The sequence below is a fragment of the Pseudomonas sp. GW822-FHT02D10 genome (genome assembly GCF_058802345.1).
The window spans coordinates 17,757-41,387 of the sequence record NZ_JBXAOB010000009.1 but is presented as its reverse complement, the minus strand read 5'-3'; the positions used below and the strand labels follow the sequence as shown (position 1 = coordinate 41,387).

Genomic DNA, 23,631 nt, shown 5'->3' with positions numbered 1-23,631 from the left:
TTGCACATTTGGAGGAAAGTGATGAGTCTGGAAACCTGGCTGCTGTTCAGCGGCGCTGCCCTGGTGGTCATCCTGATCCCGGGTCCCTTGTCGTTGTTGATGATCAGCAACAGTCTGAACTACGGCTTACGCCGTTCGTACCCGGCGTTTCTCGGCGGGGTGATTGCCTCGATCTGCCTGTTGAGCGCTTCGGCATTGGGTCTGGGCGCCCTGCTGCTGGCTTCGGAGCAACTCTTCAGCGCGCTGAAGATTGTCGGCGCGCTGTACCTGTTCTACCTCGCCTGGCAGAGCTGGCAGCAATCACGGCAACCCGCCCATGCCGCCGAGGTGCCGCAGGCTGCGGCGGTTCCGCGCTTTCGCGGACTGTTCGGGCGCGCGTTTGTACTGGGCGCGAGCAACCCGAAAGACATTCTGTTCTTTGCCGCTTTCCTGCCGCAGTTTTTGAGCGCACAGCAGCCATTTCTGCCGCAGCTGCTGATCATGATCGCCACCTGGACCCTGCTCGACCTGTGCTGCAAGCTGGCTTACGGCCTCGGCGCGCAGGGTGCGGCGCGGTATCTGCGTAGCGGCAAGGGCCAGAGCTGGTTCAACCGCATCAGTGCCGGGTTGTTCAGTAGCGCGGGTGCGGCATCTCTGTTGAGCCGTTAAGGTAAAGCAAGATCAAAAGATCGCAGCCTTCGGCAGCTCCTACGCAGTTTTGTGTCCGCCCGTAGGAGCTGCCGAAGGCTGCGATCTTTTGACGTTATCTACGGGCGAAAAAAAGCCCGCAGTGTGAGCGGGCGAAAGACCAAAGAAGCTTATGCGCAGGATTCTTGGGGGGAAAGTCCTAGCTTCCTCTGTAGGTCGAATAGCTGTAGGGCGAAATCAACAACGGCACATGGTAGTGATCCTGCTCTGCCGAGATACCAAACCGCAGCACCACCACATCGAGAAACGCCGGCTCCGGCAGCTGTACACCGCGCGCGCGGTAGTAATCACCGGCATGAAACTGCAGCTGATAAACCCCGGAACGGTAGTCATCACCTTGCAACAAGGGCGCGTCGCAACGGCCGTCGCTGTTGGTCAGTGCGCTGGCGACCAATTCCAGCTGCGAACCCTCAACGCGGTACAACTCGACCTTGATCGAGCTGCCCGGGCAACCGTGTGCTGCGTCCAAAATGTGTGTAGTCAAACGTCCCATTGATTCTGCGCGCCTGCCTGCGTTTGCAGCAGTCAGACCTCGCGCCTCCCGGAGTCAGTTAGAAAGGAGACCGCACCTTTTCGGAGCACGAAAAGCGGCGGCGAGCGACTGATTAAGACACTTTTCTAATAAATTGTACACAATAAAAACGACATTTTTACCGCCAGCTCCGTCATTCAAGAATTCTCGGCGAATCTGACGCCGAACCATAAGATCAGTGGACCTTCCATCCATTAGCTGACCACTCAGGCAGGTTTCTTGCAGTCCCCTTAAAAGATGACTGTTGATGAAAAATGCGAAAAATCAGGCTTACAAAGTGAATATAAAGTTGTATACAATCAGCCCATCGCTGTGACGCCAGCCTGTCACCTCACCCGCAGGCCGCCACACACCCCTTATCGCGAATAAGCAACCCCGAACAAGAAGGAAGACTGCAGTGAGCGCTGACTACCCACGCGACCTGATCGGTTACGGCAGTAACCCTCCCCACCCACACTGGCCGGGCAATGCCCGCATCGCCTTGTCCTTCGTACTCAATTACGAGGAAGGCGGCGAGCGCAACATTCTGCACGGCGATAAAGAGTCGGAAGCCTTCCTCTCGGAAATGGTCTCGGCGCAGCCGCTGCAAGGCGAGCGCAACATGAGCATGGAATCGTTGTACGAGTATGGCAGCCGTGCCGGCGTCTGGCGGATCCTCAAGCTGTTCAAGGAGTTCGACATCCCGCTGACCATCTTCGCCGTGGCGATGGCCGCCCAGCGCCACCCGGACGTGATCCGCGCCATGGTTGAAGCCGGTCACGAGATTTGCAGCCACGGCTATCGCTGGATCGACTACCAGCACATGGACGAAGCGCAAGAGCGCGAGCACATGCTCGAAGCGATCCGCATCCTCACCGAAATCAGCGGCGAGCGCCCATTGGGCTGGTACACCGGTCGCACCGGGCCGAACACCCGTCGGCTGGTGATGGAAGAAGGCGGCTTCCTGTACGACTGCGACACCTACGACGATGATCTGCCGTACTGGGAACCAAACAACCCAACTGGCAAGCCACACCTGGTGATCCCGTACACCCTGGACACCAACGACATGCGCTTCACCCAGGTTCAGGGTTTCAACAAGGGCGACGATTTCTACCAGTACCTCAAGGATGCCTTCGATGTGCTTTACGCCGAAGGTGCCGAATCGCCAAAAATGCTCTCCATCGGTTTGCACTGCCGCCTGATCGGTCGCCCTGCCCGCCTGGCCGCACTGAAGCGTTTTATCGAATACGCCAAGAGCCATGAACAAGTCTGGTTCAGCCGCCGGGTCGACATCGCCCGCCACTGGCACGAAACCCACCCGTACCAAGGGGCTTCGAAATGACTACCTTCCAGACCTTGAAGCCATCGACCTTGAGCCGCGACGCCTTCGTCAACGCCTTTGCCGACATCTACGAACATTCGCCATGGGTCGCCGAAAAGGCCTTTGACCTGGGACAGGACGCTGCGATCAACGAGATCGAAACCCTGCACCAGCGCATGAGCGACATCCTGCTAAGCGCCGATCACAAAAGCCAACTGGCCCTGATCAACGCTCACCCGGACCTGGCCGGTAAAGCCGCCGTCCAGGGCCAACTGACCGAAGCCAGCACGAATGAACAGGCTGGCGCCGGCATTCACCAATGCTCGAGCGAGGAGTTTCAGCGCTTCACCGAGCTGAACGACGCCTACAAGGCCAAGTTCAAGTTTCCCTTCATCATGGCGGTAAAAGGCAGCGACCGGCATCAGATCCTCGCCGCGTTCGAAACGCGCATTCACAACTCGGTCGACACCGAATTCAAATGCGCGCTGGCGGAGATCAACAAGATCGCCCTGTTCCGATTACTGACTCTTTAGCGAACCTGGCTCGAGCGTAAATGAACGTAAAAAACGCCCAGGGCCCTGCAAGCATCCCAAGCCACTTTATTAAAGGCAGACTAGAAGAATGAAAGCTTACGCCGTACCTTTCGAGAAGTTCGTCAACCTGGCCGACGCCCGTCTGGGCACCAAGATCATCTCGGTCACCGATGACTGGTTCGCTGATGCCAACCGCCTGTTCCAGCCGACCCCGGCCGTATGGAAAGAAGGTGTGTTCGATGACAACGGCAAGTGGATGGATGGCTGGGAGTCGCGCCGCAAGCGCTTCGAAGGCTACGACAGTGCCGTGATCCGTCTGGGCGTGCCTGGCTCGATCAAAGGCGTGGACATCGATACCTCATTCTTCACCGGCAACTTCCCGCCGTCCGCCTCCCTCGAAGCCTGCTTCGTGGCCTCCGGCGAGCCAACTGAAAACACCCAGTGGGTTGAAGTGCTGTCGGCCGTCGAGCTGCAAGGCAACAGCCACCACTTCCACGAAATCAACAACGACCAGGCCTTCAGTCACCTGCGTTTCAACATCTACCCGGACGGCGGTGTCGCCCGTCTGCGCGTGTACGGCATTCCGTTCCGCGACTGGTCGGCGGTTGGCGACAACGAGCAAGTTGACCTGGCTGCTGCCCTGAACGGCGGTCGCGCCCTGGCCTGCTCCGACGAACACTTCGGTCGCATGAGCAACATCCTCAACCCGGGCCGTGGCGTCAATATGGGCGATGGCTGGGAAACTGCCCGTCGTCGCACCCCGGGCAATGACTGGGTGATCGTCGCATTGGGTCACCCGGGCGTGATCGAAAAAGTCATCGTCGACACCCTGCACTTCAAAGGCAACTACCCGGATACCTGCTCGATCCAGGGCGCGTTCGTCAAGGGCGGCACCGACAGCCAGATCGAAACCCAATCGCTGTTCTGGCGCGAACTGCTACCAGCCCAGAAGCTGGAAATGCACGCCGAACACACCTTCGCCGAGCAGATCAAAGCCCTGGGCCCGATCACCCACATCCGCCTGAACGTGTTCCCGGACGGTGGCGTGAGCCGCTTGCGTGTACTGGGCAAGGTCGCGAAATAAGCGTCGCGCCCAATCGCGAGCAGGCTCGCTCCCACACTGGATTGTGGTGTTCACAAAACCTGTGGGAGCGAGCTTGCTCCGGGCGGCGTTCCGACGATAGCAATAGACCAGACAACAACGAACTCGAGATAATAAGACCAGCATGCGCACATTGACAATTGAACCGCTGACCAAAGAAGCCTTCGCCCCTTTCGGTGACGTGATCGAAACCGATGGCAGCGATCACTTCATGATCAACAACGGTTCGACCATGCGCTTTCATAAACTGGCGACGGTGGAAACCGCCACGCCAGAGGACAAGGCGATCATCAGCATCTTCCGCGCCGACGCGCAGGACATGCCGCTGACCGTCAGCATGCTGGAGCGCCATCCGCTGGGCAGCCAGGCTTTCATTCCGCTGCTCGGCAACCCCTTTCTGATCGTGGTCGCGCCACTTGGCGATGAACCTGTATCAGGCTTGGTCCGCGCCTTCGTCACCAACGGCAGGCAGGGCATTAATTACCATCGCGGCGTTTGGCACCATCCGGTGCTGACGATCGAAAAGCGGGATGACTTCCTGGTGGTTGATCGCAGTGGCACAGGCAATAACTGCGATGAGCATTTTTTCAAAGAGGATGAGCGTTTGATCCTCGCCCCCCACCAATAAGAGAAGGTCTGATCACTCGACAACAGAGTGACAGGCGAGAGGTAAAGACTGTGGAAGCACATCTGTTGGAATGGCTGAACCTGAGCATCCGCTGGGTTCATATGATCACTGGCGTGGCCTGGATCGGCGCGTCGTTCTACTTCGTCTGGCTGGAAAACAACCTCAATCGGGTCAACCCGAAAAACGGTCTGGCGGGCGATCTCTGGGCGATTCACGGTGGCGGGATCTACCACCTCGAGAAATACAAACTGGCCCCACCGACCATGCCGGACAACCTGCACTGGTTCAAATGGGAAGCCTACTTCACCTGGATGTCGGGGATCGCGCTGCTGTGCGTGGTGTTCTACTCCAACCCGACGCTGTACCTGCTGGCACCTGGCAGCAGCCTGAGCGGACCTGAAGGCGTGGCCATCGGTCTCGGCTCGCTGTTCATCGGCTGGTTCATCTACTCCTTCCTCTGCGACTCGGCGCTGGGCAAACGTCCTGCCCTGCTAGGTGGAATTCTGTTCGTGCTGATCATTGGCGCCGCTTACGGCTTCAGCAAAGTGTTCAGCGGTCGCGGTGCGTATCTGCACGTGGGCGCCATCATCGGCACCATCATGGTCGGTAACGTGTTCCGCATCATCATGCCAGCCCAACGGGCACTGGTGGCAGCCATTGCCGAGAACCGCACGCCGGATCCGGCACTGCCGGCCAAGGGCCTGCTGCGTTCACGCCACAACAACTACTTCACCTTGCCGGTGCTGTTCATCATGATCAGCAACCACTTCCCGAGCACCTACGGCAGCCAGTACAACTGGTTGATCCTGGCCGGGATCGCGGTACTGGCGGTGTTGGTGCGTCACTACTTCAACACCCGCCACGAAAGCCACAAGTTTGCCTGGACCCTGCCCGTCGCTGCAGTGGGCATGATCTGCCTGGCCTACGTCACCGGTCCTGCGCCGATGAACACCCCGGAAGTGGCCAAGGCACCGGCGAAGATCGAGTACCAGCCGCTGCCGGAAACCGCCCTTGGTGGTGCCAAACCCGCTGAAGCAGCGTCGGCTGCACCAGCCGCCCCTGCTGCACCGGCGCAAGCCTCGACAGCAAGCGGTCCGGACTTCAGCAAGGTGCACAGCGTGATTCAGGAACGTTGCGCGGTCTGCCATTCGGCTAAGCCGACCAGCCCTCTGTTCAGCGCAGCACCGGCCGGCGTGATGTTCGATACACCCGAACAGATCCGCCAAAACGCCCCGCGCATCCAGGCCCAGGCCGTCGCCAGCCAGATCATGCCGCTGGGCAACATCACTCAGATGACCCAACAGGAACGTGACCTGATCGGTGCCTGGATCAATCAGGGAGCCCGGACCAACTAAGCAGTAAAAACATCGTCGGAACGCCGCCCGGAGCACGCTCGCTCCCACAGAGGTTGTGCAAGAACCGTGGGAGCGAGCCTGCTCGCGAATGACCGCAACGCGGTCCACCCGCCCCTTCATCGTTATCCGGTTCCACCCGTGACACCCAGTACCCGCATGACAGGCCGGCCGGCAATACACCCGGTCGCTGTCAGCGGCTGTCTGCGCCTTAACAATAAGAACAATCGAGGAGCAACACGATGACAGACTTGATAGCGGTGCTCCGTTTCGGGGCGCTTGAGCCATGGCGCGGGAGCCAGTATTCTCCGCGGCCGCCTGAATCGGGTCTAAAAAAAAGCCCGGATTTAATTCCTGACCATGTAGCCAACTTACCCCGGCTCTGGACGGTCACAAGGCACACCCCAATAAAAACCGAATGGACGCTTGATCGACTGCTTTCGAGCAGCCGAGCGGGCGTTTATTGGCTTTTTAAAAGCCTTGGCTCAGCTCTTGCTAGAGCCCTAAAGCTGACCGACTGGATGATTTTTTACAGCAACGAAAAAAAGGCGCCACACCAGAGCGCCGACTCAAAAAAAAAACGTGGAAACACCTACTTTGGGAGCAACCGAATGAAACGTACGTGCACTAGCCTGATGCTCGCTGGATCCTTGCTGGCGGGGGGCCAGGCAATGGCCGGCGATCTGCTGCAATGGCAGAACAACAGCCTGACCTATCTCTACGGCAAAGACTTTAAAGTCAACCCGAGCATCCAGCAAACCGTGACCTTCGAGCACGCCGATGCCTGGAAATACGGGGACAACTTCCTGTTCATCGACAAGACTTTCTACAACGGCAAACCTGACGCCTACGTCGGCAATAACACTTACTACGGTGAGTTCAGCCCGCGCCTGTCGTTCGGCAAGATCTTCGACCAGAAACTCGAATTCGGCCCGATCAAGGACGTCCTGCTGGCCATGACCTACGAGACCGGTGAAGGCGACGTCAACTCCTACCTGATCGGTCCGGGCTTCGACCTGGCCATTCCCGGTTTCGATTATTTCCAGCTGAACTTCTACAACCGCCACACCGACGACAAACGCCCGGGTAACAACATCTGGCAGATCACTCCGGTGTGGTCCTACACCATCCCGGTGGGCAGCTCCAGCGTGCTGATCGACGGTTACATGGACTGGGTGGTCGACAACGACAAGAACAGTCAAGGCACCTACCACGCCAACCTGCACTTCAACCCACAGATCAAGTACGACTTGGGCAAAGCCTTGCACTGGGGCGAAAAGCAGCTGTACGTCGGTGTCGAGTACGACTACTGGAAGAACAAGTACGCCATCGAAGACACGAAAGACTTCACCACCAATCAGAGCGCCACGAGCTTGCTGGTGAAGTACCACTTCTGATCCAAAGTCAAAAGATCGCAGGCTTCGCCAACACCTACACAAGCGCATCGAGTGTAGGGGCCGGCGCCGGCTGCGATCTTTTGCTTTACCGGCAACACATCGAACAAGCCGATTAAACCCTCGCAAAATTCGCAACCATTGATCAATCCGTCTGGCATAGCATGGCGCCATTCCACTCTGATCGAGGAGTTGCACCGATGACTCAATTTCGCAAAGTGCTAAGTCTGCATACCGGCCAACCTGCGTCCGACGGCGCTGGGGTCAAGCTGACCCGCGTATTCGGTGGCGCAGGTGTCGAACGCTTCGACCCGTTCCTGATGCTCGACGAATTCGGCTCGGAAAATCCCGACGACTACATTGCCGGCTTCCCACCCCACCCGCACCGTGGTTTCGAGACCGTGACCTACATGCTCGAAGGCCGCATGCGCCATGAAGACCATCTGGGTAACGTCGGTTTGCTGGAGGGCGGTGGCGTGCAATGGATGACGGCCGCCAAGGGCATCATCCACAGCGAAATGCCGGAGCAGGAAGAAGGCGTGATGCGCGGCTTCCAGCTGTGGCTGAACCTGCCGGGCAAGCACAAACTCGATCCGGCCAGTTATCGGGACATTCAGCCGGCGGATATTCCACGACTGAAAACCGCACAGGGCGTCAAGGTGGTGGTGATCGCCGGTCTATTCGATGATGGCGCGATTCAACAGGTGGGCGCGGTGCAGCGGCCGGATACCGAACCGTATTACTTCGACTGCCATCTGCCGGCCGGCACCCGCATCACGCCGAAACTGCCGGATGGGCATCGGGCGCTGCTCTATGTGTATGAAGGCAGCGTGGAATTACCGGGGCAAATCCAGAGCGTCGGCGCCAGCAAACTGATCCGTTTGTCGGATGAAGGTGAGCTGCAACTGAGCAGCGAGTCCGGCGCCAGGGTGCTGTTGATTGCCGGTAAACCGCTGGGTGAGCCGATCGTGCAGTACGGGCCGTTCGTGATGAACACCCGGGACGAGATCGAACAGGCATTGCGTGATTTTCGCGATGATCGGTTGACTGCATAGTTCGTTATCGTCTGAACGTACGCCATCGCGAGCAAGCTCGCTCCCACAGTTGATCTTCAGTGCACACAGTATTTGTGCTCGACAACGATCCCTTGTGGGAGCGAGCTTGCTCGCGATGGCCGCGCCGCAGTCCTCAAGCCAGGACTGCAGGCTCTTCCAACCCCAAAAACCGACATAACTCTTCGCGCTTGGCCAACGCATCGCGGCGGCCAAGCTCGATCAACTCGCTGCAATACCCCGACTCGAACAACAAATAACTCAACACCCCGGCCCCGCTGGTCTTGGTCGCACCCGGCCCGCGCAAGAACAGTCGCAACGCTGCCGGCAGTTCTTGCCGATGCCGCGCGGCGATTTCATCGATCGGCTGACTCGGGGCGATCACCAAGACCTCCACCGGCGCCACGCCGAGGCTATGGGCCGCTGTACTGGCGGGCAACAGGTGACTGAACTGGTTCAAGCGTTGCAACAGTTCGATGTCGCTCTCCAGGCTGTCAATGAACGTACTGTTGAGCATGTGCCCACCAATCTGCGCCAACGACGGCTGCTGACCGGTGTAAGTACGTTGCAAAGGGTTCTCGGGGTCAAAGCCCCGCGGGTTACCACTGACGCCCACCACCAGCACCCTGCTCGCCCCCAGGTGCAGGGCCGGGCTGATCGGTGCCGACTGACGCACCGCTCCGTCGCCGAAGTACTCGTTGTCGATCTTCACGGGCGCAAACAACAGGGGGATCGCCGAACTGGCGAGCAGATGGTCGACCGTCAATTGAGTCGGCACACCAATACGTCGATGGCGCAACCAGGCATCAATGCTGCGGCCGCCCTGATAGAAAGTCACAGCTTGCCCGGATTCATAACCGAAAGCGGTGACGGCCACCGCGTGCAGTTGCTTTTGCGCGATGGCTTCATTGATTCCGGACAGGTGCAGATTGTCGCTCAACAAATCGCGCAGCGGTGAGCTGTTGATCAACGCCACCGGTACTTTTGCGCCAATCCCCAGCAGGCTGTGGCTGACAAAACGGCTGGCCTGGCTGATCACCCCCGGCCAATCGCTGCGCAGCACCAAATGGCTGCGAAAGCCCTGCCAGAATGCGGTCAGCCGCTCGATGGCCCCGGTAAAGTCCATCGCCCCGCTGGCCAGGCTCACCGCATTGATCGCCCCGGCCGAAGTGCCGACAATCACCGGGAACGGATTGGCAACACCTGCCGGCAGCAGCTCGGCAATCGCCGCCAGCACCCCGACCTGATACGCCGCCCGAGCCCCGCCGCCGGAAAGAATCAAACCAGTAACCGGCTCAGCTGAACTCATCGCAACACTCCATGGCGCTTGGGGCTTTCATTCCAGCGGGGTAGGTTCAACCGCGTTTGGCATACAGTTTCGGCTCGCCGGGCGGGCGGCTCTTGAAGCGTCGATGGGTCCAGAGGTATTGCTCAGGGCAATCGCGCACGCAACGTTCGACCCATTGGTTGATCCGGATGCAGTCGACCTCATCGCTTTCACCCGGAAAATCGCTCAGCGGCGCATGGATCACCAGACGGTAGCCACTGCCATCGGCCAGGCGTTCCTGGGTGAACGGCACCACCAGCGCCTTGCCCAACTTGGCAAACTTGCTGGTGGCGGGAACGGTCGCGGCCTGAATGCCGAACAATGGTACGAAGATACTTTGCTTGGCGCCGTAGTCCTGATCCGGTGCATACCAGATCGCCCGTCCTGCGCGCAGCAATTTGAGCATGCCGCGTACGTCGTCGCGCTCCACCGCCAGTGAATCGAGGTTATGCCTTTCACGACCGCGCCGCTGAATGTAATCGAACAGCGGGTTTTTATGTTCGCGGTACATGCCGTCGATGGTGTGTTGCTGGCCGAGCAACGCCGCGCCGATTTCCAGAGTAGTGAAGTGCAATGCCATCAGGATCACGCCCTTGCCGTCGCGCTGAGCCTGCTTGAGGTGCTCCAGCCCTTCGACATGGGCCAGACGCGCCAGACGCGCCCGCGACCACCACCAGCTCATGGCCATCTCGAAGAAGGCAATGCCGGTCGAGACGAAGTTTTCCTTGAGCAGACGCTTGCGCTCGGCAGGCGTTTTATCGGGAAAACACAGTTCCAGGTTGCGCTTGGCAATGCGCCGCCGGTCGGTGGCGACCCGATACATGCCGGCACCCAGCACGCGACCAATGCGTACTAACACCGGGTACGGCAACTGAACGACCAGCCACAGCAGCCCTAGACCGCACCATAGCGGCCAAAAGCGTGGAAGAAAAAATGCAGCTCGTAATTGCGGGCGATCCATTAACGATTCCGGACAGACAACAAGGCCGCGCATTCTACATCGGTTCGACCCGGCTTGCGGCTCGCGGGCGTTCTCGTTATAAGTCTCGGCACTTTTAGTGACAAGCCGTTTTATGCCGACCATGAGCCAAACCGAACCGCTAGACCAAGATCCCGTGTTCCAGTTGAAGGGCAGCATGCTCGCCATTACGGTGCTGGAACTGGCGCGCAATGACCTCGAAAGCCTCGACCGACAACTGGCCGCGAAGGTCGCCCTGGCGCCGAACTTTTTCAGCAATGCGCCGCTGGTGCTGGCCCTGGACAAACTCCCGGCCACTGAAGGCGCGGTCGACCTGCCTGCGCTGATGCGTGTTTGCCGCCACCATGGCTTGCGCACGCTGGCCATCCGCGCCAGCCGCATCGAAGACATCGCTGCCGCCATTGCCGTCGACCTGCCGGTGCTTCCGCCGTCTGGTGCGCGCGAGCGGGCGCTTGACCCGCACGAAGGCGAAGTCAGGAAAAAACCGGAAAAACCGCCTGAGCCGACCATCAAGCCGACCCGGATAATCACTTCGCCCATTCGTGGTGGCCAGCAGATTTACGCCCAAGGTGGCGATTTGGTAGTGGTTTCCTCGGTCAGCCCGGGGGCGGAACTTCTCGCCGATGGCAATATCCATGTATACGGGCCGATGCGCGGTCGTGCGCTGGCCGGCGTAAAAGGTGACACCAAGGCACGGATTTTCTGTCAGCAATTGAGCGCTGAGCTACTCTCCATCGCTGGTCATTACAAGGTTTCCGAAGATCTGCGTCGCGACCCGCTGTGGGGGGCAGGCGTACAAGTCAGCCTGTCGGGCGACGTGTTGAACATCATTCGGCTTTAACGGATACTGCCGCATTTTCCAAGCATCTCTAAAACGTAGCGAAAACGGCTCAAACGAAGTAGGAAAAAGGCACAAGGTAGTGTTTACCCGAGGTAAACCCCGCCCAAGACCGGATTCCAGCCAAGGCTGTCCGACTGCAGTAGTTTTCAAGAGATGTTTTTCAGGGGCTAAAAGTCCTTTTTCCTTAGGGGTGAAACACCTTGGCCAAGATTCTCGTGGTTACATCCGGCAAGGGTGGTGTGGGTAAGACCACCACCAGCGCCGCTATCGGTACCGGCCTCGCTTTGCGCGGTCACAAAACAGTTATCGTCGACTTCGACGTCGGCCTGCGTAACCTCGACCTGATCATGGGTTGCGAGCGTCGCGTGGTGTATGACTTCGTCAACGTGGTCAACGGCGAAGCCAACCTGCAGCAAGCCCTGATCAAGGACAAGCGCCTTGAAAACCTCTACGTCCTGGCCGCCAGTCAGACCCGCGACAAAGACGCGCTGACCGTAGAAGGCGTGGAAAAAGTGCTCATGGCACTTAAGGAAGACTTCGAATTCGTGGTCTGCGACTCTCCGGCGGGCATCGAGAAAGGCGCCCACCTGGCCATGTACTTCGCTGACGAAGCGATCGTCGTGACCAACCCCGAAGTGTCCTCGGTTCGTGACTCGGACCGCATGCTGGGCCTGTTGGCGAGCAAATCGCGTCGCGCCGAAAACGGCGAAGACCCGATCAAGGAACACCTGCTGCTGACCCGCTACAACCCTACGCGCGTCAGCAACGGCGAAATGCTCGGCGTCGAAGACGTCAAAGAGATTCTGGCCGTCACCCTGCTGGGCGTGATTCCGGAATCGCAAGCCGTACTCAAGGCTTCCAACCAAGGCGTGCCAGTGATTCTCGACGACCAGAGCGACGCCGGTCAGGCGTACAGCGATGCCGTCGATCGTCTGCTGGGCAAAACCGTGGAACACCGGTTCCTTGATGTTGAGAAGAAGGGATTCTTCGAGCGCCTGTTTGGAGGTAGATAATGAATCTTTTTGACTTCTTTCGTGCCAACAAAAAAGTAAGCACCGCGTCGGTAGCGAAAGAGCGTCTACAGATCATCGTGGCGCATGAACGCGGCCAACGCAGCACCCCTGACTACTTGCCGGCCTTGCAGAAGGAACTGGTCGAAGTGATCCGCAAGTACGTCAATATCGGGTCCGATGACGTGCACGTCGCACTGGAAAACCAGGGCAGCTGCTCGATTCTGGAACTCAATATCACCCTGCCCGATCGCTGAGTCGATCCGACGGGAGCCACGGCGGCTCAGGTCCTTTCCAGCAACGGAGGGGACCTGAGTCGCCGTTGGCGTTTGTTACGAGGCTGTTTTAATGCCGCTGTCGAATATCCGCATCATCCATCAGGACGCCGCCGTACTGGTGGTGGACAAGCCTACCCTGCTGCTCTCCGTGCCCGGTCGCGCCGATGACAACAAGGATTGCCTGATCACCCGCCTGCAAGAAAACGGCTACCCGGAAGCCCGTATCGTCCATCGACTGGACTGGGAAACCTCCGGGATCATCCTGTTGGCCCGCGACCCGGATACCCATCGCGAACTGTCCCGGCAGTTTCACGACCGCGAAACCGAAAAAGCCTACACCGCACTGTGCTGGGGCCAGCCGGAACTGGACAGCGGCAGCATCGACTTACCACTGCGCTACGACCCGCCGACCAAACCCCGCCACGTGGTGGACCATGAGTTCGGCAAACATGCGCTGACCTTCTGGCGCGTGCTGGAACGTTGCGGCGACTGGTGCCGGGTGGAACTGACGCCGATCACCGGTCGTTCACACCAGTTACGCGTGCACATGTTGTCCATCGGTCATCCGCTGCTGGGTGACGGACTTTACGCTCACCCGCAAGCCCTGGCCGCCTGGCCGCGCTTGTGCCTGCACGCCAGCATGCTCAGTTTCACCCACCCACAAAGTGGCGAGCGCCTGCGCTTCGAGTGCCCGGCACCCTTCTGAGTATTCATTGATCGTTCCCATGCGTGGGAACGATCATTGGCACGCACCCCAATTGCTCGATCAATACGGTAAACTCCCGGCACTGCTGTCTGGAGCTACTTATGCGCGAAGAGTTGAACCAAGGCCTGATCGACTTCCTCAAGGCCTCCCCTACCCCATTCCATGCCACCGCCAGCCTTGTTCAGCGTCTGGAAGCGGCGGGTTATCAGCGCCTTGATGAGCGCGAGCCCTGGACCACCGAAGCCAACGGTCGTTACTACGTCACCCGTAACGACTCCTCGATCGTCGCCATCAAGATGGGCCGCAATTCCCCACTGCACGACGGCATCCGCCTGGTCGGCGCCCACACCGACAGCCCATGCCTGCGGGTCAAGCCACAACCTGAACTGCAACGCCAGGGTTTCTGGCAACTGGGCGTCGAAGTCTATGGCGGCGCACTGCTCGCCCCGTGGTTTGACCGCGACTTGTCGCTGGCCGGCCGCGTGACCTTCCGCCGCGACGGCAAGGTCGAAAGCCAGCTGATCGACTTCAAGGCACCGATCGCCACCATCCCCAACCTGGCCATTCACCTCAATCGTGAAGCCAACATGGGCTGGGCGATCAACGCGCAGACCGAGCTGCCGCCGATCCTTGCGCAATTTGCCGGTGACGAGCGTGTGGACTTCCGCGCCGTGCTCACGGATCAATTGGCCCGGGAACACGGCCTGAACGCCGACGTGGTGCTCGATTACGAGTTGAGTTTCTACGACACTCAAAGTGCCGCCGTCATTGGCCTGCACGGCGACTTCATTGCCGGTGCGCGCCTGGACAACCTGCTGTCGTGCTACGCCGGCTTGCAAGCCTTGCTGACGGCTGAAACCGATGAAACCTGTGTGCTGGTGTGCAACGACCACGAAGAAGTCGGCTCGTGCTCGGCGTGCGGTGCCGATGGCCCGATGCTCGAACAGACCCTGCGTCGCCTGCTGCCTGAAGGTGACGAGTTCGTCCGCACCATTCAGAAATCGCTGCTGGTCTCGGCCGATAACGCCCACGGCGTACACCCCAACTACGCCGACAAGCACGACGCCAACCACGGCCCGAAACTCAATGCCGGCCCGGTGATCAAGGTCAACAGCAACCAGCGTTACGCCACTAATAGCGAAACCGCAGGGTTCTTCCGTCATCTGTGCATGGCCGAAGAAGTCCCGGTACAAAGCTTCGTGGTGCGCAGCGACATGGGCTGCGGCTCGACTATCGGCCCGATCACCGCCAGCCATCTGGGCGTGCGCACCGTGGACATCGGCCTGCCAACATTTGCCATGCATTCGATCCGTGAACTGTGCGGCAGTCATGACCTGGCGCACCTGGTCAAAGTGTTGAGCGCGTTCTACGCTTGCCGCGAGTTGCCGTAACCCTGAATGTAGGAGCTGCCGAAGGCTGCGATCTTTTGATTTTGCTTTTAAGACAAGATCAAAAGATCGCAGCCCTCGGCAGCTCCTACACACATATCACCACCGGTCGCACAAAAGCCTCCTAGACTTACATCAACCCTCTCGACAAGGCTGTCGCCATGATCTCGATGTCTGTTTTCAACTCCATGCTCATTCCGATTCTGACGGGAATGATCTTGCTGGCCATCGGCTTCAACTTTCGCGACAAGAACGCCGGGGTGTTCTCAATGTGGATCGGCATGCTGCTGATCCTCGCCACGGTGATTTACAAAATCCTCGCCAAGCTGAACGAATAAAAAGCGCTGACGACCAGGCGTTGTGAAAACGTAGCGAGCGAAGGTAAGACAAGGCAAAAACAGGCGAGGAACGGCTGGGGTCGCACCCGACTCTACGGGTTGTAAATGAGCATTCCGAGCCTGTTTTTAACGCCGGATTACTCGCGTAGAGCCGAAGGCGCACAGCACGCAGTAGTTTTCACATCGCCTGTAGCGCTCGCATTGGCTTTATCCCGCTCGTACACTCGCTCGACCTGCACCTGTTGAGGTTGACCGCCTAGTGTTCGCTCGTCTTTTCGCCCTGCCGTCTACGCTGTTCATCTGCCTGTTGATGCTGCTTCCCATGGCCCCCGCTCAGGCCGTCGGCCTGCCGAGCCTGCTCAACGGCTCACCAAAAGCCCAACCGGAAGCCACCGAACCGCTGGGGCAATCGCTGGACGAAGTGATCAAATCGCTGGAAAACGATCAGCAGCGGGCCAGGTTGCTGGCCGACCTGAAGAAACTGCGCGACGTCAGTAAGAAAGCCCAGACACCCACCGAAGAAGGCGTACTCGGCTTGATCGGCGATACCCTGGCCAGCCTCGAAAAACAGTTTTCCGGCGCCGATAGCCCGCTCACTCGCTGGTCCGATGAGTTCGACCTGGCCAAGGACGAACTCATCGGACTGATGCTGCCGGCCAGCGAATGGCTGCCGATGCTCTTTGCCTTCGCCCTGATTCTGATGCTCTGGAGCCTGCTCGCCGCCGCGCTGATCTGGCTCGGTCATCGCGTCCGAACTCGCTTCGGCCTGACCGAAGAACTGCCGCAGCACCCCAAGACCTGGGACATGCTGCGTTTTGCCCTGCGCAAACTCGGCCCCTGGCTGATCGCCCTGTTGATTACCATCTATATGAGCTACGCCCTGCCGTCTTCACTGGGTAAATACCTGGCCATGGTGCTGGCCTATGCACTGGTGGTCGGCACCTGCTTCTCGGCGATCTGTGTGATCGCGTTTTCCCTGCTCGACGGCCCGCATCGGCATCGCGCCCTGTACATTCTGCGGCACCAGGCCTTTCGCCCGCTGTGGCTGATCGGCAGTTTTGCGGCCTTCGGTGAAGCCTTGAACGACCCACGGCTGGTCACCAGCCTCGGCATTCACCTGGCCCACACCACCGCGACCATCGCCAACGTGCTGGCAGCGATTTTCACCGGCCTGTTCATTCTGCGATTCCGCCGGCCCATTGCCCACCTGATCCGCAATCAACCGCTGTCGCGGCGCCTGACCCGTCGTGCGCTGAGCGACACTATCGAAATCCTCGGGACCTTTTGGTACCTGCCCGCGCTGGTGCTGGTGGCGATCTCGCTGTTCGCCACGTTCGTCTCGGCCGGTGATACCAGTACCGCGCTTCGCCAATCGCTGATCTGCACCGTGCTGCTGGTGTTGTGCATGGTCATCAACGGGTTGGTCCGCCGCCATGCACTCAAGCCGCAACGCGGGGCAAAGCGTCACGCACTGTATTCGGATCGCCTCAAGAGTTTCTTCTATACGCTCGCGCACCTGGCGGTTTGGCTGGCGTTCATCGAACTCGGCCTGCGGGTCTGGGGCATGTCGCTGATCGGTTTCACCGAAGGCGAAGGCCATGAAGTCAGCGTCAAACTGTTCAGCCTGGGCGGTACGCTGATCGTTTCCTGGCTGATCTGGATCCTCAGCGACACCGCCGTGCACCACGCCCTCACCCGCTCGCGCAAAGGCCTGGCCAATGCGCGCGCGCAAACCATGATGCCGCTGATCCGCAACGTGCTGTTCGTGGCGATTTTCATCATTGCGCTGATTGTCGCCCTGGCCAACATGGGCATGAACGTCACGCCGCTGCTGGCAGGTGCTGGTGTGATCGGTCTGGCCATCGGTTTCGGCGCACAGTCGCTGGTCGCCGACCTGATCACCGGGCTGTTCATCATCATCGAAGACTCCCTGGCCATCGACGACTACGTGGACGTCGGCGGCCACCTGGGCACCGTCGAGGGCCTGACTATCCGCACCGTGCGGCTACGGGATATCGACGGCATCGTGCACACCATCCCGTTCAGTGAAATCAAAAGCATCAAGAACTACTCTCGGGAATTCGGCTACGCGATCTTCCGGGTGGCGGTGCCGTACAACATGGAAATCGATGACGCGATCAAACTGATGCGCGAAGTCGGCCAGAAAATGCGCACCGACCCCATCCAGCGCCGCAACATCTGGTCGCCGCTGGAAATTCAGGGTGTCGAGAGTTTTGAATCCGGCAGCGCGATTCTTCGTGCGCGCTTCAAGACGGCGCCGATCAAACAGTGGGAAGTGTCACGGGCATTCAATTTGTCGCTCAAGCGGCATCTGGATGAGGCTGGACTGGATCTGGCGACGCCGAGGATGAGCATTCAAGTGGTGACGGCGGGTGGTGGGCTGGAGAAGGAATAGGAGAAAAGCAGCTACAAGCCTCAAGCGGCAGGTTTGTAGCTTGAGGCTTTAGACCACATCCACCCCGACATGAATCGCGTCATGCCGCCAAAACTCCAGATCACAATCGATCAACCGCTGGTGCTGGTCATAATTGACCCGCGCAATCCGTAACCCCGGACTCCCCAGCGACACTTTCAGCGCCGCCGCCGCATCCACCGGCAACGAAGTCGGCACAATCTCGAACCGCACCCGCCCGTAGTGCAAATCGTAATGCCGCGCATACAACTCGGTGATCGACTGATTCAAGTCGAACTCAAGAATCCCCGGGAAAAACTGTGGGTTGAGGTAGTGCTCAACATACAAAACCAACCGCCCATCAATGCGCCGCGAACGGCGGATCTGAATCACACTCGACAGCGCCGGCAACTGCAACCAGGCGCACACCGCCGCTGAGGCCGGCTGCAACCGCGCCGAGATCACTTCAGTCGATGGCACCCGCCCCTGGGCACTGACCATCGCGTGGAAGTGGCTGCGCTGCATCAGGTTGTAGGCCAGACGCGGTGGCGAAACGAACCAGCCGCGCCGCTCCTCGCGATAAATCTGCCCCTGCGCCTCCAACTGCAACAACGCCTCACGCACAGTGATCCGCGTGGTCCCGAACAACTCACTGAGTTTGCGCTCGGCCGGCAGCTTGCTTGCGGGCGCCAGCAGACCGTGATCGATCTGCTCCTGCAACACCTGACCGATGGCTGTCACCGCTTTCGTTGCCTCTTCGCGCATCAACGTTACCTATCTGGACTAGGCCAGCACTGTTTCTGGGCAGGACCGCGCCAAAAAGCGCGTCCTGAAACGTATTGCAAGCCTAGGCAATACATATGACTGATCGATGACAAAGCCGTCGAACGGTTGATCAAGAGCGTTGCAAATTAGCGGCCAAGTCCTTGTAAACCGGCCATCTGCTCATGGTCTACGCTTATCTCGCAGCCCTCACTACCGAGCGAAATAAATGCGAGCGCGCCTGATGCCGACATCAAAGTGTCATCCAGCTCACCTAAATTGGCTCAGGTATTGCTGACCTAGACCAACAAACCGCAAAACGCAGCGTTGAATACGCCCAAAGGAGCTTCGGATGAAACAGCTTTTCCTGGCATCACTGTTAGGCTCGACCATTGCCATGTGCACCGCAGCGATGGCGGCTGACACCGACTTGAAAACCCTGGAAGCCGCTGCGAAAGCGGAAGGCGCCGTCAACAGCGTCGGCATGCCCGATGACTGGGCCAACTGGAAAGGTACCTGGGAAGACCTGGCCAAGAACTACGGCCTCAAGCACATCGACACCGACATGAGCTCGGCCCAGGAAGTCGCCAAGTTCGCCGCCGAAAAAGACAACGCCAGCGCTGACATCGGCGACGTCGGCGCCGCCTTCGGCCCGATCGCGGTCAAGCAAGGCGTGGTTCAACCGTACAAGCCAAGCACCTGGGCACAAGTTCCGGACTGGGCCAAGGACAAGGACGGTAACTGGGCACTTGCCTACACCGGCACCATCGCGTTCATCGTCAACAAGAAGCTGCTGCACGGTTCTGAAGCACCCACCAAATGGGCTGACCTCAAGACCGGCAAGTACAAGGTTTCCATTGGTGACGTGAGCACCGCCGCACAAGCCGCCAACGGTGTACTGGCCGCCGCCATCGCCAACGGTGGTGATGAAAAGAACATTCAGCCGGCACTGCTGATGTTCGCCGAAATCGCCAAGCAGGGTCGCCTGTCGCTGGCCAACCCGACGATTTCGACCATGGAAAAGGGTGAAGTCGAAGTCGGTGTGGTCTGGGACTTCAACGGCCTGAGCTATAAAGCCAAGATGGCCAACCCGGATGACTACGTCGTGCTGATCCCGTCCGATGGTTCGGTGAAGTCCGGTTACACCACCATCATCAACAAATACGCCAAGCACCCGAACGCCGCCAAACTGGCGCGTGAGTACATCTTCAGCGATGCCGGCCAAATCAACCTGGCGCGCGGTAACGCCCGCCCGATTCGTGCTGAAACAGACCTGAAACTACCGGCCGATGTGGTGAAAAACCTGATCCCGGCAGCGCAGTATGAAGCCGCCAAGCCCAAGCCGATCACCGACGCCGATGCCTGGGAAAAAACCTCCAAGGCCCTGCCACAGAAGTGGCAGGAAGAAGTCATCATCAATATGCAGTAATGCTGCATCCGTAGGAGCTGCCGAAGGCTGCGATCTTTACTTTCAGATTCACTTGAATCTCAAGCAAGAAATCAAAAGATCGCAGCCTATCGGCAGCTCCTACGTCATTTGATTCCGGAGTTCTTTTACCCATGAAGCACAACGTCATCCTTGTGGTGCTCGACGGCCTGAACTACGAGGTCGCGCGGCATGCCATGGGGCATTTGCAGGCCTACGCAAACGCAAAAAAAGCCGCACTCTACAAACTCGAATGCGAACTGCCGTCCCTGTCGCGCCCGCTCTACGAATGTATTCTGACCGGCGTCGCGCCGATCGACAGCGGCATTGTCCACAACAACGTGTCGCGCCTGTCCAACCAGCGCAGCGTGTTCCACTACGCCACTGCCGCCGGGCTCAGTACCGCCGCTGCGGCCTACCATTGGGTCAGCGAGCTGTACAACCGTTCGCCGTTCATGGCTGCCCGCGACCGCCACACCGACAACACCGAACTGCCGATCCAGCACGCGCATTTCTACTGGTCCGATCACTACCCCGACTCGCACCTGTTCGCTGACGCCGAGAACCTGCGACTGCGCCATGCGCCGAACTTTCTGCTGGTTCACCCCATGAACATCGATGACGCCGGGCACAAGCACGGCCTCGACACCGCGCAATACCGCAACAGCGCCCGCTCGGCCGACATCATCCTCGCCGACTACCTGCAAGGCTGGCTCGACGCCGGCTATCAGGTGCTGGTAACCGCCGACCACGGCATGAACAACGACCGTTCCCACAACGGCCTGCTCGCCGAAGAACGCGAAGTGCCGCTGTTCGTCATCGGTGATGCCTTCAGCTTCAATCCCGACGCAGCCCCCAAACAAACCGAACTCTGCGGCACCGTCTGCGAGTTGCTGGGTGTTGCCCACGACAAACCCGTGTGCCGGGAGCTGCTCAAGTGAATTCAATCACCCGTGGCAAATGGCTGGCGGCGTTGTGCCTGGTGCCCTTCGCCCTGTTCTTCATTGTGTTCCAGATCGCTCCGCTGGGGTGGGTACTGATCAACAGCGTGCAATCGGAAGAGTTCGGTTGGGGCCTGGCCAACTTCAGCAAGATCTTCAACTCGAAGTTTTATATGCAGGCGATCCAGTACAGCCTCGAGATCAGTTTCTGGTCCAGCGTGTTCGGCATCGTCATCGCGATCCTCGGCAGCTATTCGCTGCGCCGGGTCGATTCGAAGCTGCGCAACTTCGTCAACGCCTTCGCCAACATGACCAGCAACTTCGCCGGCGTACCGCTGGCTTTTGCGTTCATCATCCTGCTGGGGTTCAACGGCAGCTTCACCATCATGCTCAAGCAGGCGGGAATCATTCAGGACTTCAACCTGTACTCGAAAACCGGACTGATCATCCTTTACACCTACTTCCAGATTCCCCTTGGCGTGCTGCTGCTTTACCCGGCCTTCGACGCCCTGCGTGAAGACTGGCGCGAATCGGCGGCCCTGCTCGGCGCCAACGGCTGGCAGTTCTGGCGGCACATCGGCTTGCCGGTGCTGACCCCGGCCTTGCTCGGCACCTTCGTGATCCTGCTGGCCAACGCCCTCGGCGCCTACGCCACGGTTTACGCCCTGACCACCGGCAACTTCAACGTGCTGCCGATCCGCATCGCGGCGATGGTTTCGGGCGACATTTCCCTGGACCCGAACATGGCCAGCGCCCTGGCCGTTGTGCTGGTGGCGTTGATGACCCTGGTGACCGTGGTCCATCAGTTGCTGTTGAAGAGGAGCTACCATGTCTCGCGCTGAACTGGGACCCGTCGGTGTCTACCACCGGGTGGTCGTTTATCTGCTGTTTGCCATTCTGTTGCTGCCGCTGGCCGGGACGCTGATCTACTCGATCGCCAGCAGCTGGTCGGCAACCGTTCTGCCTAGTGGTTTTACCTTCAAGTGGTACATTCAGCTGTGGAGCGACCCGCGTTTTCTCGGTGCCTTTGGCCAGTCGCTGCTGGTCTGCGTGGGTGCGCTGATTTTGTCGGTGGTGCTGATTCTGCCGTTGCTGTTCGTGGTGCATTACCACTTCCCGAAACTCGACGCGCTGATGAACATCCTGATCCTGCTGCCCTTCGCGGTGCCGCCGGTGGTGTCTTCGGTGGGGCTGTTGCAGCTCTACGGTTCGGGGCCGTTTGCGATGGTCGGCACGCCGTGGATTCTGGTCGGTTGCTACTTCACCGTGGCGCTGCCATTCATGTACCGGGCGATCACCAACAACCTGCAAGCGATCAACCTGCGCGACCTGATGGACTCTGCCCAACTGCTCGGCGCGAGCACCTGGCAAGCGGCGTTCCTGGTGGTGCTGCCGAACCTGCGCAAGGGCTTGATGGTGGCGTTGCTGCTGTCGTTCTCGTTCCTCTTCGGTGAGTTCGTGTTCGCCAACATCCTCGTCGGCACGCGCTACGAAACCCTGCAGGTCTACCTCAACAACATGCGTAACAGCAGCGGTCACTTCACCAGCGCGCTGGTGATTTCCTATTTCTTCTTTGTGCTGGTTCTGACCTGGGCGGCCAATATTTTGAACAAGGACAAAAGCCAATGAGCTATGTCAGCGTCCAACACCTGCAAAAAAGCTACTCACAAACAGGCTCCGCCGGCACCCCGGTGTTCAGCGACATCAACTGCGAAATCCAGAAAGGCGAGTTCGTCACCCTGCTCGGTCCGTCCGGTTGCGGCAAGTCGACCCTGCTGCGCTGCATCGCCGGACTGACGGCAGTGGACGGCGGCAAGATCCTGCTCGATGGTCAGGACCTGGTGCCGCTGAGCCCGCAAAAGCGCGGAATCGGCATGGTGTTCCAGAGCTACGCACTGTTCCCCAACATGACCGTGGAACAGAACGTTGCCTTCGGTTTGCGCATGCAAAAGGTCAACGCCGACGACAGCCGCAAACGTGTCCTCGAAGTGTTGCAATTAGTGGAACTGCACGACTTCGCCAGCCGTTACCCGCATCAACTGTCTGGCGGCCAATGCCAACGTGTCGCCCTCGCCCGCTCGCTGGTGACCCGACCACGCTTGCTGCTGCTCGATGAACCGCTGTCGGCACTGGATGCGCGGATCCGCAAACACCTGCGCGAGCAGATCCGGCAGATCCAGCGCGAGCTGGGGCTGACCACCATTTTCGTGACGCACGATCAGGAAGAAGCCCTGACCATGTCGGACCGGATCTTCCTGATGAACCAGGGCAAAATTGTCCAGAGCGGCGACGCTGAAACCCTCTACACCGCGCCGGTCGATGTGTTTGCCGCGGGCTTCATCGGCAACTACAACCTGCTCGACGCCGCCAGCGCCAGCAAACTGCTGCAACGGCCGATCAACGGCCGCATCGCGATTCGCCCGGAAGCCATCGAACTGAGCCGCCATGGCGAGCCGGATGCGCTGATCCGCAGCCACAGCCTGCTGGGCAACGTGATCCGTTATCGGGTCGAGGCCCGCGGCGTGGAACTGGTGGTCGACGTATTGAACCGTTCGGCGGCTGACTTGCATGCCGACGGTCAACGTCTGGCACTTTCCATCGATCCGACGGCCCTGTGTGAGGTAGCCTGATGCCTTGGC

General features: G+C 59.3%; 24 protein-coding genes. 20 read left to right on the top strand and 4 right to left on the bottom strand.

Translation table 11 applies throughout. The features are described 5' to 3' along the window. The first annotated feature begins 21 nt into the window (after positions 1–21). Complete coding sequence (locus tag AC1RPZ_RS16105) at positions 22–648, top strand: LysE family translocator (protein ID WP_493137984.1); 627 nt, start codon at positions 22–24, stop codon at positions 646–648. Positions 649–826: 178 nt separating this feature from the next. Here the strand turns inward: AC1RPZ_RS16105 and uraH are convergent, their stop codons facing one another. Next, positions 827–1,180, bottom strand: coding sequence for a hydroxyisourate hydrolase (uraH, locus tag AC1RPZ_RS16100; protein WP_493137983.1), 354 nt, complete (start codon positions 1,178–1,180; stop codon positions 827–829). Positions 1,181–1,616: 436 nt separating this feature from the next. Here uraH and puuE point away from each other — a divergent pair, with 436 nt between their 5' ends. From puuE to AC1RPZ_RS16065, 7 genes are all read left to right on the top strand, one after another. After that, a complete protein-coding gene (puuE, locus tag AC1RPZ_RS16095) occupies positions 1,617–2,543 on the top strand; it encodes an allantoinase PuuE (RefSeq protein ID WP_123426906.1) in 927 nt (308 codons plus the stop codon). After that, positions 2,540–3,055: a 2-oxo-4-hydroxy-4-carboxy-5-ureidoimidazoline decarboxylase gene (gene uraD, locus AC1RPZ_RS16090; protein WP_493137982.1), complete on the top strand. Its 516-nt coding sequence runs from the start codon at positions 2,540–2,542 to the stop codon at positions 3,053–3,055. Before puuE ends, uraD begins: the two co-directional genes overlap by 4 nt. A gap of 88 nt (positions 3,056–3,143) precedes the next feature. Continuing rightward, positions 3,144–4,139, top strand: a complete 996-nt coding sequence (gene alc, locus AC1RPZ_RS16085) for an allantoicase (RefSeq protein ID WP_493137981.1) — start codon at positions 3,144–3,146, stop codon at positions 4,137–4,139. Positions 4,140–4,281: 142 nt separating this feature from the next. Then, positions 4,282–4,785 (top strand): ureidoglycolate lyase, encoded by a 504-nt coding sequence (locus AC1RPZ_RS16080; RefSeq protein ID WP_007988150.1) that lies wholly within the window; start codon positions 4,282–4,284, stop codon positions 4,783–4,785. Positions 4,786–4,835: 50 nt separating this feature from the next. After that, positions 4,836–6,140: a urate hydroxylase PuuD gene (locus tag AC1RPZ_RS16075; protein WP_493137979.1), complete on the top strand. Its 1,305-nt coding sequence runs from the start codon at positions 4,836–4,838 to the stop codon at positions 6,138–6,140. A 608-nt stretch (positions 6,141–6,748) separates the two neighbouring features. Then, positions 6,749–7,534: an outer membrane protein OmpK gene (locus tag AC1RPZ_RS16070; protein WP_493137978.1), complete on the top strand. Its 786-nt coding sequence runs from the start codon at positions 6,749–6,751 to the stop codon at positions 7,532–7,534. Positions 7,535–7,731: 197 nt separating this feature from the next. Beyond that, the gene (locus AC1RPZ_RS16065) at positions 7,732–8,586 is read left to right on the top strand and encodes a pirin family protein (protein ID WP_493137977.1); all 855 of its coding nucleotides are present in this window, start codon (positions 7,732–7,734) and stop codon (positions 8,584–8,586) included. Positions 8,587–8,719: 133 nt separating this feature from the next. Here the strand turns inward: AC1RPZ_RS16065 and AC1RPZ_RS16060 are convergent, their stop codons facing one another. Continuing rightward, positions 8,720–9,892, bottom strand: coding sequence for a patatin-like phospholipase family protein (locus AC1RPZ_RS16060; protein WP_493137976.1), 1,173 nt, complete (start codon positions 9,890–9,892; stop codon positions 8,720–8,722). A gap of 46 nt (positions 9,893–9,938) precedes the next feature. Further along, complete coding sequence (locus AC1RPZ_RS16055; protein ID WP_493137975.1) at positions 9,939–10,871, bottom strand: lipid A biosynthesis lauroyl acyltransferase; 933 nt, start codon at positions 10,869–10,871, stop codon at positions 9,939–9,941. A 121-nt stretch (positions 10,872–10,992) separates the two neighbouring features. On the opposite strand from AC1RPZ_RS16055, the gene minC reads away from it, so the two are divergent. The 7 genes from minC to AC1RPZ_RS16020 all read left to right on the top strand — a co-directional run bounded on the left by minC (position 10,993) and on the right by AC1RPZ_RS16020 (position 17,866). Next, entirely contained in the window at positions 10,993–11,730 is a 738-nt protein-coding gene (gene minC / locus AC1RPZ_RS16050; protein WP_493138133.1) for a septum site-determining protein MinC, read from the top strand. Positions 11,731–11,930: 200 nt separating this feature from the next. Next, complete coding sequence (gene minD / locus AC1RPZ_RS16045) at positions 11,931–12,743, top strand: septum site-determining protein MinD (protein WP_493137974.1); 813 nt, start codon at positions 11,931–11,933, stop codon at positions 12,741–12,743. Continuing rightward, positions 12,743–12,997, top strand: a complete 255-nt coding sequence (gene minE, locus AC1RPZ_RS16040) for a cell division topological specificity factor MinE (RefSeq protein ID WP_019693048.1) — start codon at positions 12,743–12,745, stop codon at positions 12,995–12,997. Before minD ends, minE begins: the two co-directional genes overlap by 1 nt. A gap of 91 nt (positions 12,998–13,088) precedes the next feature. Then, complete coding sequence (locus AC1RPZ_RS16035) at positions 13,089–13,724, top strand: RluA family pseudouridine synthase (RefSeq protein WP_007940846.1); 636 nt, start codon at positions 13,089–13,091, stop codon at positions 13,722–13,724. Between the two features lie 101 nt (positions 13,725–13,825). Next, positions 13,826–15,115, top strand: coding sequence for a M18 family aminopeptidase (locus AC1RPZ_RS16030; protein WP_071553984.1), 1,290 nt, complete (start codon positions 13,826–13,828; stop codon positions 15,113–15,115). A gap of 158 nt (positions 15,116–15,273) precedes the next feature. Next, on the top strand, positions 15,274–15,450 hold the full coding sequence (locus AC1RPZ_RS16025) for a hypothetical protein (RefSeq protein ID WP_493137973.1): 177 nt from the start codon (positions 15,274–15,276) through the stop codon (positions 15,448–15,450). Positions 15,451–15,709: 259 nt separating this feature from the next. Continuing rightward, entirely contained in the window at positions 15,710–17,866 is a 2,157-nt protein-coding gene (locus AC1RPZ_RS16020; RefSeq protein WP_493137972.1) for a mechanosensitive ion channel domain-containing protein, read from the top strand. Positions 17,867–17,914: 48 nt separating this feature from the next. Here AC1RPZ_RS16020 and phnR read toward each other — a convergent pair whose 3' ends face one another. After that, complete coding sequence (gene phnR, locus AC1RPZ_RS16015; RefSeq protein WP_493137971.1) at positions 17,915–18,628, bottom strand: phosphonate utilization transcriptional regulator PhnR; 714 nt, start codon at positions 18,626–18,628, stop codon at positions 17,915–17,917. 349 nt (positions 18,629–18,977) lie between these two features. Between phnR and AC1RPZ_RS16010 the strand changes: the two genes are divergently transcribed. From AC1RPZ_RS16010 to AC1RPZ_RS15990, 5 genes are all read left to right on the top strand, one after another. Continuing rightward, a complete protein-coding gene (locus AC1RPZ_RS16010; protein ID WP_493137970.1) occupies positions 18,978–20,054 on the top strand; it encodes an ABC transporter substrate-binding protein in 1,077 nt (358 codons plus the stop codon). Between the two features lie 131 nt (positions 20,055–20,185). Continuing rightward, positions 20,186–20,992, top strand: coding sequence for an alkaline phosphatase family protein (locus AC1RPZ_RS16005; RefSeq protein WP_493137969.1), 807 nt, complete (start codon positions 20,186–20,188; stop codon positions 20,990–20,992). Continuing rightward, positions 20,989–21,834, top strand: a complete 846-nt coding sequence (locus AC1RPZ_RS16000) for an ABC transporter permease (RefSeq protein ID WP_493137968.1) — start codon at positions 20,989–20,991, stop codon at positions 21,832–21,834. Before AC1RPZ_RS16005 ends, AC1RPZ_RS16000 begins: the two co-directional genes overlap by 4 nt. Then, on the top strand, positions 21,821–22,621 hold the full coding sequence (locus AC1RPZ_RS15995; protein ID WP_019693058.1) for an ABC transporter permease: 801 nt from the start codon (positions 21,821–21,823) through the stop codon (positions 22,619–22,621). Before AC1RPZ_RS16000 ends, AC1RPZ_RS15995 begins: the two co-directional genes overlap by 14 nt. Continuing rightward, positions 22,618–23,622 (top strand): ABC transporter ATP-binding protein, encoded by a 1,005-nt coding sequence (locus AC1RPZ_RS15990; protein ID WP_493137967.1) that lies wholly within the window; start codon positions 22,618–22,620, stop codon positions 23,620–23,622. Before AC1RPZ_RS15995 ends, AC1RPZ_RS15990 begins: the two co-directional genes overlap by 4 nt. Positions 23,623–23,631 lie beyond the last annotated feature (9 nt).